The sequence below is a fragment of the Chryseobacterium sp. Marseille-Q8038 genome (assembly GCF_965111995.1).
Genome location: NZ_CBCOPN010000001.1, coordinates 2,405,394 through 2,420,476 on the forward strand (window position 1 = coordinate 2,405,394; position 15,083 = coordinate 2,420,476).

Annotated in this window: 14 protein-coding genes; 7 read left to right on the forward strand and 7 right to left on the reverse strand. The window is 36.2% G+C overall.

Going from position 1 to position 15,083, the window contains the following annotated elements; genetic code table 11:
* Positions 1 to 52 precede the first annotated feature (52 nt).
* Positions 53 to 1,255 carry an MFS transporter gene (locus ACWPWS_RS11120; protein WP_454046530.1) on the reverse strand — a complete coding sequence of 401 codons (1,203 nt, stop codon included), beginning with the start codon at positions 1,253 to 1,255 and terminating at the stop codon, positions 53 to 55.
* A gap of 183 nt (positions 1,256 to 1,438) precedes the next feature.
* Here ACWPWS_RS11120 and ACWPWS_RS11125 point away from each other — a divergent pair, with 183 nt between their 5' ends.
* Positions 1,439 to 2,338 (forward strand): AraC family transcriptional regulator, encoded by a 900-nt coding sequence (locus ACWPWS_RS11125; protein WP_454046531.1) that lies wholly within the window; start codon positions 1,439 to 1,441, stop codon positions 2,336 to 2,338.
* Between the two features lie 255 nt (positions 2,339 to 2,593).
* On the opposite strand, the gene lipA is transcribed toward ACWPWS_RS11125, so the two are convergent.
* Positions 2,594 to 3,460, reverse strand: a complete 867-nt coding sequence (gene lipA / locus ACWPWS_RS11130; RefSeq protein WP_105683859.1) for a lipoyl synthase — start codon at positions 3,458 to 3,460, stop codon at positions 2,594 to 2,596.
* A gap of 116 nt (positions 3,461 to 3,576) precedes the next feature.
* Here lipA and ACWPWS_RS11135 point away from each other — a divergent pair, with 116 nt between their 5' ends.
* Positions 3,577 to 4,209, forward strand: coding sequence for a hypothetical protein (locus ACWPWS_RS11135; RefSeq protein ID WP_454046532.1), 633 nt, complete (start codon positions 3,577 to 3,579; stop codon positions 4,207 to 4,209).
* Positions 4,210 to 4,304: 95 nt separating this feature from the next.
* On the opposite strand, the gene ACWPWS_RS11140 is transcribed toward ACWPWS_RS11135, so the two are convergent.
* The gene (locus tag ACWPWS_RS11140; protein ID WP_149388260.1) at positions 4,305 to 4,865 is read right to left on the reverse strand and encodes an RNA polymerase sigma factor; all 561 of its coding nucleotides are present in this window, start codon (positions 4,863 to 4,865) and stop codon (positions 4,305 to 4,307) included.
* Positions 4,866 to 5,087: 222 nt separating this feature from the next.
* Between ACWPWS_RS11140 and tyrS the strand changes: the two genes are divergently transcribed.
* Positions 5,088 to 6,383, forward strand: a complete 1,296-nt coding sequence (tyrS, locus tag ACWPWS_RS11145) for a tyrosine--tRNA ligase (RefSeq protein ID WP_454046533.1) — start codon at positions 5,088 to 5,090, stop codon at positions 6,381 to 6,383.
* Between the two features lie 72 nt (positions 6,384 to 6,455).
* Here the strand turns inward: tyrS and ACWPWS_RS11150 are convergent, their stop codons facing one another.
* The gene (locus tag ACWPWS_RS11150; protein ID WP_209785630.1) at positions 6,456 to 6,875 is read right to left on the reverse strand and encodes a hypothetical protein; all 420 of its coding nucleotides are present in this window, start codon (positions 6,873 to 6,875) and stop codon (positions 6,456 to 6,458) included.
* Positions 6,876 to 7,075: 200 nt separating this feature from the next.
* Between ACWPWS_RS11150 and ACWPWS_RS11155 the strand changes: the two genes are divergently transcribed.
* Positions 7,076 to 9,049 carry a tetratricopeptide repeat-containing sensor histidine kinase gene (locus ACWPWS_RS11155; RefSeq protein ID WP_454046534.1) on the forward strand — a complete coding sequence of 658 codons (1,974 nt, stop codon included), beginning with the start codon at positions 7,076 to 7,078 and terminating at the stop codon, positions 9,047 to 9,049.
* Positions 9,039 to 9,677 (forward strand): response regulator, encoded by a 639-nt coding sequence (locus ACWPWS_RS11160; RefSeq protein ID WP_105683854.1) that lies wholly within the window; start codon positions 9,039 to 9,041, stop codon positions 9,675 to 9,677. Before ACWPWS_RS11155 ends, ACWPWS_RS11160 begins: the two co-directional genes overlap by 11 nt.
* Positions 9,678 to 9,728: 51 nt before the next feature.
* On the opposite strand, the gene ACWPWS_RS11165 is transcribed toward ACWPWS_RS11160, so the two are convergent.
* Entirely contained in the window at positions 9,729 to 10,160 is a 432-nt protein-coding gene (locus tag ACWPWS_RS11165) for a hypothetical protein (protein ID WP_228421792.1), read from the reverse strand.
* Between the two features lie 245 nt (positions 10,161 to 10,405).
* On the opposite strand from ACWPWS_RS11165, the gene ACWPWS_RS11170 reads away from it, so the two are divergent.
* Positions 10,406 to 11,044 (forward strand): alpha/beta hydrolase, encoded by a 639-nt coding sequence (locus tag ACWPWS_RS11170; RefSeq protein WP_105683852.1) that lies wholly within the window; start codon positions 10,406 to 10,408, stop codon positions 11,042 to 11,044.
* A gap of 120 nt (positions 11,045 to 11,164) precedes the next feature.
* On the forward strand, positions 11,165 to 12,484 hold the full coding sequence (locus ACWPWS_RS11175; protein WP_209785634.1) for a PDZ domain-containing protein: 1,320 nt from the start codon (positions 11,165 to 11,167) through the stop codon (positions 12,482 to 12,484).
* A 523-nt stretch (positions 12,485 to 13,007) separates the two neighbouring features.
* Here the strand turns inward: ACWPWS_RS11175 and ACWPWS_RS11180 are convergent.
* Positions 13,008 to 14,051, reverse strand: a complete 1,044-nt coding sequence (locus ACWPWS_RS11180) for a L,D-transpeptidase (RefSeq protein WP_209785636.1) — start codon at positions 14,049 to 14,051, stop codon at positions 13,008 to 13,010.
* Between the two features lie 185 nt (positions 14,052 to 14,236).
* On the reverse strand, positions 14,237 to 15,079 hold the full coding sequence (locus ACWPWS_RS11185) for an XAC2610-related protein (RefSeq protein ID WP_454046535.1): 843 nt from the start codon (positions 15,077 to 15,079) through the stop codon (positions 14,237 to 14,239).
* Positions 15,080 to 15,083: the final 4 nt, after the last annotated feature.

Genomic DNA, 15,083 nt, shown 5'->3' on the forward strand with positions numbered 1-15,083 from the left:
GAGCCTGTTTCAATCAGAAACAGGCTCTTTTTTTATTTCATAAGAAAGAATCTTATTTATCACAGGATACACATTCTGCGGTAACTTCCTCTTCATTTTGAGCCTTTGAACCGTACAAATACATATACCTTACACTTATAACCACCCCAATAAAAGTCATTCCTACTCCAACCAGTGATGGATAGTTGAATGAATAACCGTATTCCAGAGGAATTCCCCCAAAAAAAGCCCCCATTGCATTGGCAATATTAAAACCTGCCTGCATAAAAGCAGCAGCCATCATTTCACTTTTTGGAGCAGCTTTCATCATCATAATATTGATAGGTGATGCAATAGACATTGATAAAGCACCACACATAAAGGTCAATACAAGTGCAATATTCTGATGTTCGGCAAGGAAGAAAACTCCTCCAAGAGAAATCATCATCAGGAAGATCAGCAATGCACAGGTTTTCTCTGGTCCCAATTTATCTGAAACAATCCCTCCCACCAGATTTCCGACTACCATTCCGGCTCCTGCCAGAACCATGACATAGGCCATTTGGCTGCTCTTGATTCCTGCCACTACCGTCATTAAAGGGGTAATATAACTTAACCATGTGAAAAGTCCTCCAAATCCAATTGCTGTAATCGCCAGTACCAGCCACGACTGTTTATTTTTAAGGAATTTCAACTCTTCCATGAAATGGGTATTTTGGTTTGATTCCATGGGAGGAAGCCACAGTTTTAAAAACAAAATAGCAAAAAGCCCAATCACTGCTACAATAGCAAAGTATAGCCTCCAGTGGAAAGTATGCCCTATATAGGTGACCAGAGGAACCATTGCCAGGTTGGCGACCGTGAGCCCCGTAAACATCATCGATATATAAAATGCTTCTTTCCCTTTTCCTGCCATTTTTGAAGCGACTACCGTTCCTACTCCGAAGAATGCTCCATGAGGAAGTCCGGACAGAAAACGGATAATCAGCATACTGTTATAATCAGGAGCAATAGCCGAAAGTCCATTAAATATTGTAAAAAGGATCATAAAAGCGATCAAAACTTTCTTAGGGGGAAACTTCACCGAGTACCCGATCAGAATCGGAGCTCCGATAACCACTCCCATGGCATATGCTGAAATCAAATGTCCGGCTTGCGGGATTGTAATCTGTAATGTTTTTGCAATATCCGGCAACAGTCCCATTACGGTAAATTCCGTAGTTCCTATCCCTAAACCACCAATAGCCAGTGGTATTATTCTTTTATCAATCTTCATTGTATCTAAATCTTTTTTCTGAATTAATTTGGTTCAAATTAAAGGACAGTTGAGTATCTTTATTTTGAAAGTGCAAAAATCGAAAGAAAGTTTGAATTTCACACCTCTTTGAATGATAAAAATTTGCTCCATATTAACCTTTTTATTTAATTTTAAATTCAGAAACAATCAAACCAGAACAAAATGAAAATCCAGAAAGAAATTATTGAATTTGAAAAAGGAAAATCATTCAAGCTATTTGCCCCTTCTCTTAAGAACTGTTTTTTCTGGCATTATCATCCGGAAATCGAATTGGTATATGTGGAAGCAGTGAATGGAATCCGGCATGTTGGAAAGAATATTTCAGGCTTTACGGATAGTGATCTTTTACTGATTGGTTCCAATGTTCCCCATCTTAATTTTGATTATGGTATTCAGACCGAATGCAAACAGCTTGTATTGCAGATGCGGGAAAGCTTCCTTCAGGACATTATCCTTCCCGTTCCTGAATTTGAAAGTATCAAAACCCTTTTAGAACGTTCCTATCTTGGACTTTCATTTTCAGGAGAGACCAAAAATACAGTGGTTGAGAAACTACAGATTATTAAAGATAAAACTTCTTTTGAATCTTTGGTTGGGTTGATTGAAATTCTACAAATTCTTGCCAATTCCACTGAGGTAAAAGAACTGAATAAAGAAGATACCCGAATCAAATGGTTTTTGAATGATAAAATCAGAATGGGAACCATCTACGACTATATCCACGAAAATTATGACCGAAAACCCAATGTCAATGAAGTAGCCAAAGTGGTAAGCCTAAGTACTCCTGCTTTCTGTCGGTATTTTAAAAAGCAGACCAATATGACCTTTACTGATTTTGTCAACAACTATAGAATCAATCAGGCTAAAATATTCCTGCTGAAAGATCAGTCTGTGACGGAAGTCTGTTTTCAGGTAGGCTTTGAAAGTCTTTCCTATTTTAATAAATTATTCAAACAACATACAGGAGAAACACCTTCAGAATTCAAAAAGAAACATTTCAGACCTATAGAAATTAATGGCCGCATTGGGGTGATTACCAAGGAGACGGCTTGTAATAAATAGTTTGGCCAAAGCCGGATGATTTTAATTTTATAATAAGCGGACTGAAGTCCGATGTTATTGGGGTTTTGGTGAGTGTTAAACCACCCCGTCAAAAATTCTTTGAATTTCTGCCACCCCTCCAGAGGAGGGGAATTATGGAAATCGTTATTACAAATGGAAGCCCTTTCACTCCCTAATCCCTAATCCCTAATCCCTACAACCTAATCTCTGCTACCTAAAAAAACAAAAACCGCTCATTTCTGAACGGTTTATATTTTAGTGAATATGTTTTTCTGCGTGGTAAGAACTTCTTACAAGAGGAGAACTTTCAACATGTCTGAACCCTAAACTTCTTGCAAAATCACCGAATTCATCAAATTCTTCCGGAGTGATGAATTTTTTTACAGGAAGGTGCTTTTTAGTCGGCTGCAGATATTGTCCCATAGTAATAACATCTACATTGGCATTTCTGATATCTTCGATAGTCTGGAACACCTCATCTTTAGTTTCTCCCAATCCAAGCATTACCCCTGTTTTGGTTCTTCTTTGGCCAGCTTCTTTTAAATATCTCAATACATCAAGGCTTCTTTCATATTTAGCCTGAATTCTCACTTCTCTGGTCAAACGTTTTACGGTTTCCATATTGTGAGAGATTACTTCCGGAGCTACTTCTACCAATCTGTCAAGGTGTTTTGTGATACCCTGGAAATCCGGAATCAGAGTTTCCATCGTAGTTCCCGGAGAAATTCTTCTCACAGCATTCACTGTTTCTCCCCAAAGAATAGATCCCATATCTTTCAGATCGTCACGGTCTACAGAGGTAAGAACGGCATGTTTGATCTTCATTAATTTGATTGATCTTGCTACTTTTTCAGGTTCATCCCAATTTACATCAAGGGGTTTTCCTGTTTTTACGCCACAGAATCCACAGCTTCTTGTACAGATATTTCCTAAAATCATGAAAGTAGCTGTACCTTCACCCCAACATTCTCCCATGTTCGGGCAGCTTCCGCTTTGGCAAATGGTATTTAATTTATATTTATCAACCAATGTTCTCAGCTCTCTGTAATTCTTTCCGGTAGGAAGTTTTACGCGGATCCATTTTGGTTTTTGAACGGTAGTGTCTTGAACTGAATTTTCCATTTCTAAAATTGAAGTTCAAAGTTAAGGATTTTTTAATGGAAACCATCAACCGGAAATATTGATGAAACTTATAATTCGAAATTTCATTTGTATATTTATCTCTTCAAAATATTTTTATGAGAAAAACATTCTTCCTTTTATGGGTTACATACGGAACTTTATGCTTTGCCCAAAAGCAATTTCAACCGGCAGGCTCTACTATTCTTGAAACAATAGATGGTGATCTTGATGGAGACAAAATTCCTGAAAAAGTAATTATTTATAATACAAAGGACACCACAGATATGGGAAACATCCGTGAAATTCAGATTCTGAAAAAGGCAGGCGGAGCATGGACAATCCTTGAAAAATCTAGAAATGCTGTTATGGAAAGCAATGGCGGCGGTATGATGGGTGATCCTTACAGAGAAACAAAAATAGAAAAAGGCATTCTGATCATTTCCCAAAACGGAGGAAGCAGCTGGAAATGGGATGTTACAGATAAATATAGATTTCAGAACGGGCATTTTGAACTCATAGGAACCTCTTCCACTTCAGGAAGACCGGGCGATTACTGGAAAGATATTGATTTTAATCTTTCAACAGGTCAGCTGAACTATTCAAAAGAAGTGGAAAACACTGCTGAATATGGTAAATCTTTAAAGGAAACTTATATTAAAAAGGGACTCAAGATCAATCTTCAGAACAGAAATCAGGAAAAGCAGCAAAAAATAATTCTTCCGAAAACAAAAGAAGAGGTTTATTTTTAAATTAAATTGTGAGATTATGTTTTGGCTAAAGCCACTTTTGAATTTCTATTTTTCAGCAAACGGGCTAAAGCCCGTTTCTATTGAATATATTGTTTTTAATTATCGTCAAACTCATTATTTTTCAACAATTCGGCTAAGACTTTTTTAGCACGCATTACCCGTACTTTGGTATTGGCTACTGAAATTCCCAGTTCTTCAGCAATTTCTTTGATGCTCTTTTCTTCAAAAAATCTCAATTTTATAATATCCTGATAATTAGCATCCAGAGATTCTATTGTTTTGATGATCTTCTTCTGCTCTTCTTCAGAAATCAGAAGTTCTTCCGGAGATTTTGCGTATTGATTTTTAACTTCATCCAGATTTTCCACGGCATCTTCATTATCACGGTTCTTTTTTCTCCAGAAATCAATAACCGTATTCTGGGCAATGGTAAGAATCCAGGTTTTAAACTGAAAATGAGGATCGAACATATCCAGTTTCGATAATACTTTTGAAAAAACGTTTACGGTGATTTCATCCGCATCATTTTCATCTCTCACCTTTTTCATGACAAAAGAGAAAACATCCACCCAAAAAACATTAATGAGTTTAGTCTGGGCCTTCTGGTCTTTATCCTTGGCCTTCTGTATGAGCAGGAATAGTTGTTCGTCGTTCATTAATAACAAATATAGATTATTTGAGGCGAAAAAGCAAAGTGACAAAAAGTAAAATAATGGAAAGATGGATGGCTCTGTTTATAAAAGTTTCAAGCTAAAAAGTTTTTATGATTTTATGATTTCACTCTCCTATTTTGAGACCATTTCACTCTTTTGCTTTTTTCCCCTTAATACTTCTGAATTTACTATCTTTGCATCTTAAAATTTTAAAGTTAAAAATCAATGAATTCCTTTATAGAAGAACTGAAATGGCGTGGTCTATTTGCCGATATGATGCCAGGAACCGATGAACAACTGAATAAAGAGGTAACTACTGCATATATTGGTTTTGATCCTACTGCCGATTCTTTACATATCGGAAGTCTTATCCAGATAAAAATTTTAGCTCACTTCCAGCTGCATGGCCATAAGCCCATTGCTTTGGTAGGAGGTGCTACAGGAATGATTGGAGATCCTTCCGGGAAATCGGCTGAAAGAAATCTTTTGGATGAAGAAACTCTTTTACATTATGTTGACTGTTTAAAGAACCAGCTTTCAAAATTCTTAAACTTTGAAGGAAATGAACCCAACAAAGCTGAACTGGTTAACAATTACGATTGGATGAAGAATATTTCTTTCCTTGATTTTGCTAAAAATGTAGGGAAGAATATCACCGTCAACTATATGATGGCTAAAGATTCTGTAAAGAAAAGACTTTCCGGAGACGCAGGTGTTGACGGAATGAGTTTTACAGAATTCACATACCAGCTCATCCAGGGATATGATTTCCTTCACTTATACCAAAATAACAATGTAAAGCTACAGATGGGAGGTTCTGACCAGTGGGGAAATATCACTACAGGAACAGAACTAATCCGTAGAAAAGCTCAGGGTGAAGCGTTTGCATTAACAGTTCCTTTGATTACCAAAGCGGATGGCTCTAAATTCGGGAAGTCTGAAAGCGGGGAAAATTACTGGCTGGATAAAAAGAAAACTTCTCCTTATAAATTCTACCAGTTCTGGCTGAATGCTACTGATGATGATGCTGAAAGATTCATCAAGTTCTATACTTTCTTAGGAAAAGAAGAAATTGAAGTTTTAATTGAAGAACATAAAACAGCGGCACACGAAAGAAAACTACAAAAGAGACTGGCTAAAGAGGTTACCGTTTGGGTACATGGAAGAGAAGAATATGAAAAAGCACTGAAAGCTTCTGAAATTCTTTTCGGGCGTTCCACAGCTGAAGATCTTGTAAGTCTTGATGAAGAAACTTTCCTTGAAGTTTTTGATGGAGTTCCTCAGAAAGAAATTGCAAAAACCGATGTTTTAGGAGTAAATATTGTTGAGCTTCTTTCTGAAAAATCAGGATTCTTAAAGTCTAAGAGTGAAGCGCAAAGAGAGATTAAAGGAAATGCAATCTCTGTAAACAAGCAAAAAGTAAATGATACTTTTACCGCCAATGAAACTGATCTTATCGACGGTAAATTTCTATTATTACAAAAAGGTAAGAAAAGCTACTTTATTGTAAAAGTAGGCTAAGCTTAAACACCATATAAAAAGCGGCGCTGAGATTTTCTCAGCGCCGCTTTTATGTCCTAAAATAATTTGATATTAAAATGTATAGCTTGTAGAAGCTGACAAATACTGTCCACTGGAAGTTCCTTCTTTCTTAAGTTCTCCGTCTACCCAGATCTGAACTTTCAAAGTAGCGGAAGCGTCCGGTCCGATAGCATTTACAGCAGCATTGGCAGTGTATGCTCCAGGTTCCGAGGTTATTTCAGGGCTGCTCCAGGTTGATCCGCTAAGACTTGATGCTGTGGTAGGGTTACCATCAATTCCGTAAACGGCCACATCAATATTACTTCCCGAAGAAGCGATGGCTTTAAAAACCACTTTATGGCTTTTCCCTGCTCCATTCACATTGTTGTCGTCATTATCTTTACTGCATGAAGCTGTAAACCCAATAAGCAATGCCGCTATTACAGCAACGAATGTGCCTCTTAGCAGCTGATTCATTTTCATTTTTTTCATAATCTTTTTGTTTAACTTTTAGTTACTATATTGAATATTCTATGATTCATGATTTGATATTTGCAAAGCTATGAGCATCCTCTACGTCTATCAATCCTGAAAAACAAGTAATTTTTTCTACCTAAATTCAGGTATTTTTTATGCTGAAATTTTTAATTAAATTGAGCGTTTAAAAAAATATTTTACAGAACTGATCCATAATGAAGAGATTACTTGTCCTGCTAAGCCTGTTTTTGTTTTTTAAATTACAATCCCAACAAATCATTCCGCTTAATGAGAAAGCTTATATAGACAGCTTACAAACTATTACAAAAGGGCATCTTCCCGATGCTTCAAAAGCAACGGCTTCTTTACTTTTATCAAATTATTATAGAAACAGTGACTCTGTTTTGAGTAAGAAATATCTTGCAAACGGAAAATTACTGGCTCAAAGCAATCCTTTTATCTCAGCAAAATATTATTATTACGAAGGACAATATAATCTGGACAGGAATAAAAAGAAAGCTGCAGTTTCCTATCAGCAAGCCATCCGGTCTTTATCAAAATTCAAAAATGAGGAATCTGATTTTCTTCAGGCTCTTGCCTGGTACAGCTACGGAGTTTCTCAAAAGGATAAGGAAGGTTATATTCCTTTGGTGAAGATAATGCTTGAAAAAAGTATTCCTCTGGTTGAAAAATATGAAAGCAACAGAAATTTAGGTTTCCTGTACACTCAGCTTGCAGTGATTCTTACTTATAATGCCCAGTTTAAAAAAGCTGAAGATTATAATGGCAAAGCGCTGAAAATTCTGGAAAAACACTATCCGAATTCTGCTGAACTATTTTTCACCTATCTCAATTCTGCCAACAATTTCTGTTATCAGGCTAACGGAGATGAGGCTGAAAAGTATTTAAATAAAGCTGAAAAACTCATCAGCCCCTATCCGGAATCTTCATCCAATGCGTTTTATTATTACAGCAAAACTCTTTTGTATATTACCCGTCAAAAGAATGAAGAAGCTCTTCCTGTGATAGAAAAAGGAATTTTTTATACCCAAAAGTACAATCAGAATCTTCTGGCTCAAATGTTTTATTTCAACAAATATGATATTTTAAAAAAACTCAAAAGATATAAGGAAGCCAAGGCTACTTTGGAGGATGTTTTAACAGAAAAATCTCTGACCATTGATCTTAATAACAGAAAAACCTTTTACAAACAACTTTCATTACTCAATGAAGAATTGGGAGATACCAAAGAAGCGCTTCTATGGGAGCAAAAATATTCTAAACTCAACGATAGTCTGAATACTGAGAATGTAAAGCTTGAAATCAACAAACTGGAATCTAAATTCAACACTGCTGAAAAAGAAAGAAAAATAGCAACCTTAAATGCTGAAAAAAATCAAAAAGATCTTGAAGTAAACAAGAAGAATTCTTATTTATGGGGAATGGGTCTTGTTTTATTGTTAGCCTTAAGTCTACTGCTCTTCCTGTTTATCATTTTCAGAAAAAATAAAAAGATAAATGAACAGAAACTCAATGATATCAAGCAAAAGGAAGAATTATCACTAACGAAAGCCATCCTTGATGGAGAAGAAAGAGAGAGAGAACGTATTGCAAGAGATCTTCACGATGGTTTGGGCGGAATGCTTGCAGGGGTTAAAATTAACTTTTCCACCTGGTCTTCCAGCCATCTGAATCCGGAAAAGGATAAAGAGTTTTATAAAATCCTGGGCCAGCTGGATAGTTCTGTAAGTGAGCTGCGCCACGTCGCCAGAAATTTAATGCCAGAATCATTGCTTAATTTTGGTTTGGAAACTGCCATACAGGATTTGTGTGAATTCTACAGCAGAAAAAACCTCGACATAGATTTTCAGGCTATTGATATTGAAAAGACATTACCTTTGAATATCCAGCTTAATATTTACAGGATTGTACAGGAATTACTGGCTAATGCGGTAAAACATGCTGAGGCCAACAATATTTTACTCCAATGCTCTCAATCCGGCGAAAATTTTCTGATCACCATTGAAGATAACGGAAAAGGATTTGATAAAAACAGAGAGAATACCACCAAAAGTATGGGGCTTCGTAATCTTAAAAACAGAGTCAACTACCTGAAAGGAAAAATGGAGATCAATTCTGATCATCAGGGAACAGCAATTAATATAGAACTCAACATCCATGGAGAATGAAAAAATAAATATAGTCATCGTAGATGATCACCCTATTGTGATTGAAGGACTGAGAATGATGCTGAACAGCCAGCCTTTCTTTAATGTAGCCGGAAGTTTTGCGTCCGGTACAGAAACGATAAACTTTGTCCGCTCAGAAATGGCAGATATTATTCTCCTGGATATTACTCTTCCTGATGCCAATGGAACAGAACTTTGCAGGGAAATAAAAAAAATATCCCCGAATACCTCAGTCATCATGTTCAGCAACCGTTCTGAAAGAAGTATCATTATGCAGTCTATACAAAACGGAGCAAGTGGTTACCTTCTCAAGAACACTTCTATTGATGAGCTGGTAATATGCATAAGAGGTGCGCTTTCCGGAGATATTGTGTTCTGCAATGAAACCAAACTGATTATCAGCCGTCCTTCTCAAAATGAAGTGCCTGCACCCAGGCTTACGAAAAGAGAAAAACAAATACTACAGATGGTAGCCCAGGGGAAAACAAGTAATATGATTGCTGAGGAACTGTTTTTAAGTCCTCTTACTGTAGATACCCATCGTAAAAATCTGCTTCAGAAATTTCATGCAAAAAATTCCACGGAACTGATCAACAGAGCTGTACAACAGCGTATGATTGAAGAATAAAAAAACCGCCTTAAGAGCGGTTTTTTTATAAATATTAAAAATAAATAATTTTTATGGTTCTAGGAAACTGTAATCAATAGAAGCAACAAGTACACCTTTACCTTTCTTCTTAACAGTTCTTACAACTTCTCCATCTATATAAAGATTGATCGTTAATTCAGAATTATCATCCGGCATTGATGCATTTGCATCAAGATTCAACTGTGCCTGGCTGGAGTTCACGAAGAATTCCCCGCTTGTCCATGGTGAAGTCACAGGAGACTGTGGTGTATTGTATATTGTGTTCTGAGCTGTACCTACCTGCGTAACAACACTTATGATGTTTCCTCCGGCAGTTGTCTTCACCTCGAATTGAACCACATGATCCTGAAACTCTTCGTCATCATCTTTTTTACAAGAATTCACGACGGTAATTACAGAAAATAATAAAACGAATAAAAAAGAAAGTCTAAGTAAACTTTTTGAATTGTAAAATTGCTTCATTTCTCCAAATAGATTTTTTAATGTTTCAAATATAAGTTTTTTATTAATATAAAAATAACTTTTATGAAAATTTTCCAATAAAGATTTCCAAATAATATCAAATCAATAAAAAGAAAAAGCCCGGGAAAAATTCAAAAATATACTCTAAAGAATTAATCATTACACATAAACCATCATGCAGCAGAAGTTCATTGTGTGAATAATAAAACTTAAGATTCTGTAGGTAATTTAATTATCTTTGCTGTATGAATTTAGATTATCTAGTAAGAGAACCGGAAAATATTACCCCAAATACCCCTATTCTTTTTATGCTTCATGGCTACGGCAGTAACGAACAGGATCTTTTCAGTTTCAGGGAAACGCTTCCCAATGACTGGATTATTGTAAGTTTCAGAGCTCCGCGTGATACTCAATTTGAAGGATACTCATGGTATGATATCAATTTTAATGATCCTGAAAACTTTATCGATGTTCCCCAGGCAAAGGAATCTTTACATGCAGTTCTGGAAAGTATGCTAAAGATTATCAACCACTATGGGCTGACGGAAAGTAAAGCTCATCTTTGCGGCTTCAGCCAGGGAGGAATACTGTGCTATGCGCTGGCCTTACAACATCCTGAGCTTTTCAACTATGTGGCATGTCTGAGCAGTTATCCTGAAGAGAAAATTCTAGACGGCATTGTAAAAGATAAAAAGAAACTGGAAGGACTTCGCTTCTTCATTTCTCATGGTACGGATGATGCTGTGATCCCACTTGAATGGGGAAGAAAAGCAGCAGATCTTCTTTACGACCTTAGCTGTTACTTCACGTTCAGAGAATATATGAGTGGCCATGGGGTCAATCAGAAGAACTATATGGATTTGATGGATTTCTTTTCAAAATAAAAAGAAAGCATTTTAAAACAAATTCAACAAAAAACACTACTTCATTGTAGTTTATATAAACATTCCAGCTTTTGGAATGTTTTTTTATTATCATATAGATAAATTCACTAAATTCAGTAAATGAAATTTAAATTGCTTTTACTGGGATTATTTCTAAGCATTTTTGTAAATGCCCAGAATTCTTTTGAACTCATTAATACTAAAAAAGCGGTTATTCCTTTTCAGTTTATCAATAATCTTATCTTTATTCCTATCAATGTGAATGGTGCTGAACTTACCTTTCTGTTGGATACCGGCGTTTCGGAAACTATTCTTTTTAGCCTGGAAAATAAAGAAGTGAAGCTGAGCAATGTTGAAAAAGTAAAATTTTCCGGACTTGGGGGAAGCTTAAGTATTGATGGACTGAAGTCTGAGCGCAATATGGGCAAAATAGGTGATGAAATTGTAAATACCTCCATGTCTCTTTATATCATTCTTGATGAAGAGTTTAACATTTCTTCCCATGTAGGAATTCCTGTAAACGGAGTGATTGGATATCAGTTTTTTAAAGACCATCCTGTTTATATCGACTATATTTCAAAAAAATTAACGGTCTATGAAAATTCTGATCTTTTAAAAAAGAAGGTCAGAAAATTTGAAGAATTCCCCATTACCATTGAAAGGGATAAGCCTTATCTGTATGCCGGAGTAGAAATGACGAATGAGAAGAAAGATTCAAAGCTTCTGATTGACCTTGGAAATAACGATGCGATCTGGCTCTTTCCCACCCTTATTAAAAACTTTGTGTACAACAGACCTAATATTGATGATTTTCTTGGCCGTGGTTTCAATGGAGATATTTTGGGCAAAAGAAGTCGTATTCATAATTTTTATTTGGGTAGCTTTAAGTTTGAAAAACCTCTTACAGCTATGCCGGATGAATACTCAATACAGCACGTTACTTTAGTGGAAAACAGAAAAGGTTCTGTAGGCAGCGAAATTATGCGGAGGTTTACAGTAGCTTTTGATTATCCCGCTAAAAAATTATATTTGAAAAAAAACCGTTTTTTTAATGATCCATTTCACTTTAATATGAGCGGACTGGATTTCAAGCAGGACGGATTGGAATGGCAGCAGGACAAAATAACTATTGAAACTCAGAAATCAGCTACGGTAGTGAATGAAGTGTATAAGGATGCCTTTCAGTATAAATTTAGTTTAAAACCTATATTTTCCATTGCTGGAGTAAGAAAGGATTCACCAGCCTATGAAGCAGGCCTTAAAAAGGATGACAGAATTCTGAGTATTAACGGAGATCTAACTTCTGAGATGACACTGGAAAAAATTGTAGAGATTATGAAGTCTAGCGAAGGCCGGAATATTACCATGATCATTCAAAGGAAAAATGAAAGGCTCACAGTAAGATTCACCCTGCAAGATCCGATTCCTTATCAAGAATAAACATATGAATACTGAAGAAACCACCTTAGACAAAATAAGAACCCGGCCCAGATTTAAAATGTTTACTCATCTTACCAAGGAAGAGTATGCTGAAAATCTGAAAAAATATATAGAAGAACATAAAGACGAGTTTTCCGGGAATATCAATAAAGAAGTTGCCACCATCTGGGTGAAAACAGAATATGATAACTACTGGAAACCTCATCTTGCCTTACGGGTAGAAATAGAAGATGAACATACGACAATACGCGGAGTGTTTGGACCCAGTTCTGCAGTATGGACATTCTTTATGTTCCTGTATTTTTCTTTTTCTATCCTATGGATGACTTTTTTCACTATGTATTACGTAGAAAAGCAAATAAAAAGCGCCGAATACCCTTGGGCACTGAGCGCTTCTTTTATCATGCTATTTTTTATTCTTCTTACTTATATTGCTGCCAGATTCGGACAACATAAAGGTAAAGAGGAAATGCTTAAGCTTAGATCGTTTGCTGAAGAATCTACTTTACAGTTTGAAAAAAAATTAATTAGACACAGGTTCTATAGGTTTTTCATTCTGAATAGGTGTAGCTGCGGCTTTTGCTGCTTTGATAGAATCCGCTACTTTTTCTCTGTTGCTTTGTTCTTTAAGCATTTTCGGAACGTCCGGTTCTAAAAGTTTCGTAAGCTCTTCTACAGAAATATTATTGGCATTAGGATCATCCAAAAGGTTTCTCCATGGCTTTCTTCCGCCCCACTTATAATCTCCGAATACCATTACAGCTGTACCTCGAGCTTTGGTTGTAGCACCTCCGGGGTTCAGAATCCAGGTATCTGCATAGGAATACAGCCATTGGGCATCTCTTCTCAGCAATCGTAAACAGGAATGGGAAGCTGGATACCCAGGAAGGGTATATTCATGCCATCCGATTCCTCCTATATTGTGAATATTAAAATTATAGGGAAGTTTCCACTCGCTGCTCACGGTAGAAATTGCGAGTTTCTTTTTCCAGTTGGCAAAAGTAAGCCCTCTTGTAGTCTGGGCAGCTTTTTTCCCCATACTTGTTGGGCCCCATTTCACAAGACTTCCATTGGAATATACGGCAAAAGCCTGTATAGGATATGAGAAGATGACAAACTTTTTCACCCCGCTCAATACATCCAGCTGCATAGGAAACGGTGAATACGCCATCAATGTTGTATCTATTTTCGCAGGAACTACCAATGTATCAGAATTCCATTTACTCTTAGAATCCAGCCTGTTTAAAGCTAAAATAGCAGTTCGTTCTTCTACACTGTATTTCTTGCTGAATTCTGCATAAACAGAATCACGCATCTTTTTATCCTTTGGAAGAACAAAGGCATTATAAAAACCATTCTCCTGCATAACAGGCGGAACAGATTCTTTTTTTACGACAGGAACAGAATCTTTCTTTATAGAATCCTTTTCTACCTCCGCAACTTCCGAAGAAGAAACAGTGTCTTTAAAAGTATCGCTTATTTTTTCTATTTCTTTTTTACAGGAAACAAGGAAAACAGCGCAAAAACATGCATAAAGAATAGATTTTTTCACAGATATGTTTTTCATAAATAAATCGGCCATTTAGTTTGGCTACCCAGTACAAATATCAGACCTAAATTTGAATCATAAAAGACATTCTTAAAAATACCGTAAAAAAACGGAGGCTTTATCACTGTAAATGAGGAGTTATCGTTGAATTATCTAAAAAAAACATAGATTTTAAAGATATTTGAAGACATTGAGCAGGAACGTTATTCATCGGTCTTTTCTTTTGTAGAAATCCATTCTAAAGTTCCTTTTTTGTTAAACCGGTAAGTATCCTCATGCCATCTGGCTCCTCCTCTGCATCCTGTGGTTAAAAGTTTTTTATCCTTTTCTACTGTCACATCGCATAGACATGAGCAGCTTGAGCGGGAATAATCCGGTTCTTTAAGTTTTTCAAAGCGTTTGATTCCGGGATTATAAAGATAGATTTCAAATGTTCTGTAAACACCCATTCCTTCATCGGGAACAGAAAATGCAATATCATCATACCCGTCAAAGTTATAATCCTCTATAATACTCTGCCTAGTAAAAGAGGGTTTATCCGGAGCCGAAAGTTCAATAGCGGAATTTTTCCCGTCAGGATAAGCAATCGTGAAATGGTTGTTATAAAAGTGATTAAAGGTAAGGACGGCATTATGCAGAAGATATTTACTGCTTCCGTCATATTTCTTTTCATCCTCAATCATTTCCATCTTAAATATTCTTTTGTCCTTCCCTCTTGTATAGGTAATGTTTGAAGCTGTATGATGCATCATTTCGAAAGTATATACTCCCGTAATTTTACCTCCAATGATTTCATTCCAGACATAATACTCAATATCAGGCTGCCCGTCACTTCTTCCGCTATCGTCTACTGTAAAGCTTTTTACCTGTAGAGGAATGATTTCTTTCTTCCCTGAATATTGCACAAAAGCTCCTTTGCCCTGAGCTCCATAATAAAGCGTAAGCCTGAATTCTTTTGCTTCTCCTATGGATTTTAAGATAAAAGGCTGTGCAGAAATCATTACAGAGACCATTATCATACAGAATAAAAACAGGTTTTTCATCATGATC

Coding starts and splice junctions, on each gene's coding strand:
- lipA (WP_105683859.1), bottom strand. CDS start 3,460: ATGGAAAATTCAGTTCAAGACACTACCGTTCAAAAACCAAAATGGATC.
- ACWPWS_RS11120 (WP_454046530.1), bottom strand. CDS start 1,255: ATGAAGATTGATAAAAGAATAATACCACTGGCTATTGGTGGTTTAGGG.
- ACWPWS_RS11125 (WP_454046531.1), top strand. CDS start 1,439: ATGAAAATCCAGAAAGAAATTATTGAATTTGAAAAAGGAAAATCATTC.
- ACWPWS_RS11185 (WP_454046535.1), bottom strand. CDS start 15,079: ATGATGAAAAACCTGTTTTTATTCTGTATGATAATGGTCTCTGTAATG.
- ACWPWS_RS11180 (WP_209785636.1), bottom strand. CDS start 14,051: ATGAAAAACATATCTGTGAAAAAATCTATTCTTTATGCATGTTTTTGC.
- ACWPWS_RS11175 (WP_209785634.1), top strand. CDS start 11,165: ATGAAATTTAAATTGCTTTTACTGGGATTATTTCTAAGCATTTTTGTA.
- tyrS (WP_454046533.1), top strand. CDS start 5,088: ATGAATTCCTTTATAGAAGAACTGAAATGGCGTGGTCTATTTGCCGAT.
- ACWPWS_RS11165 (WP_228421792.1), bottom strand. CDS start 10,160: ATGAAGCAATTTTACAATTCAAAAAGTTTACTTAGACTTTCTTTTTTA.
- ACWPWS_RS11150 (WP_209785630.1), bottom strand. CDS start 6,875: ATGAAAAAAATGAAAATGAATCAGCTGCTAAGAGGCACATTCGTTGCT.
- ACWPWS_RS11170 (WP_105683852.1), top strand. CDS start 10,406: ATGAATTTAGATTATCTAGTAAGAGAACCGGAAAATATTACCCCAAAT.
- ACWPWS_RS11160 (WP_105683854.1), top strand. CDS start 9,039: ATGGAGAATGAAAAAATAAATATAGTCATCGTAGATGATCACCCTATT.
- ACWPWS_RS11135 (WP_454046532.1), top strand. CDS start 3,577: ATGAGAAAAACATTCTTCCTTTTATGGGTTACATACGGAACTTTATGC.
- ACWPWS_RS11140 (WP_149388260.1), bottom strand. CDS start 4,865: ATGAACGACGAACAACTATTCCTGCTCATACAGAAGGCCAAGGATAAA.
- ACWPWS_RS11155 (WP_454046534.1), top strand. CDS start 7,076: ATGAAGAGATTACTTGTCCTGCTAAGCCTGTTTTTGTTTTTTAAATTA.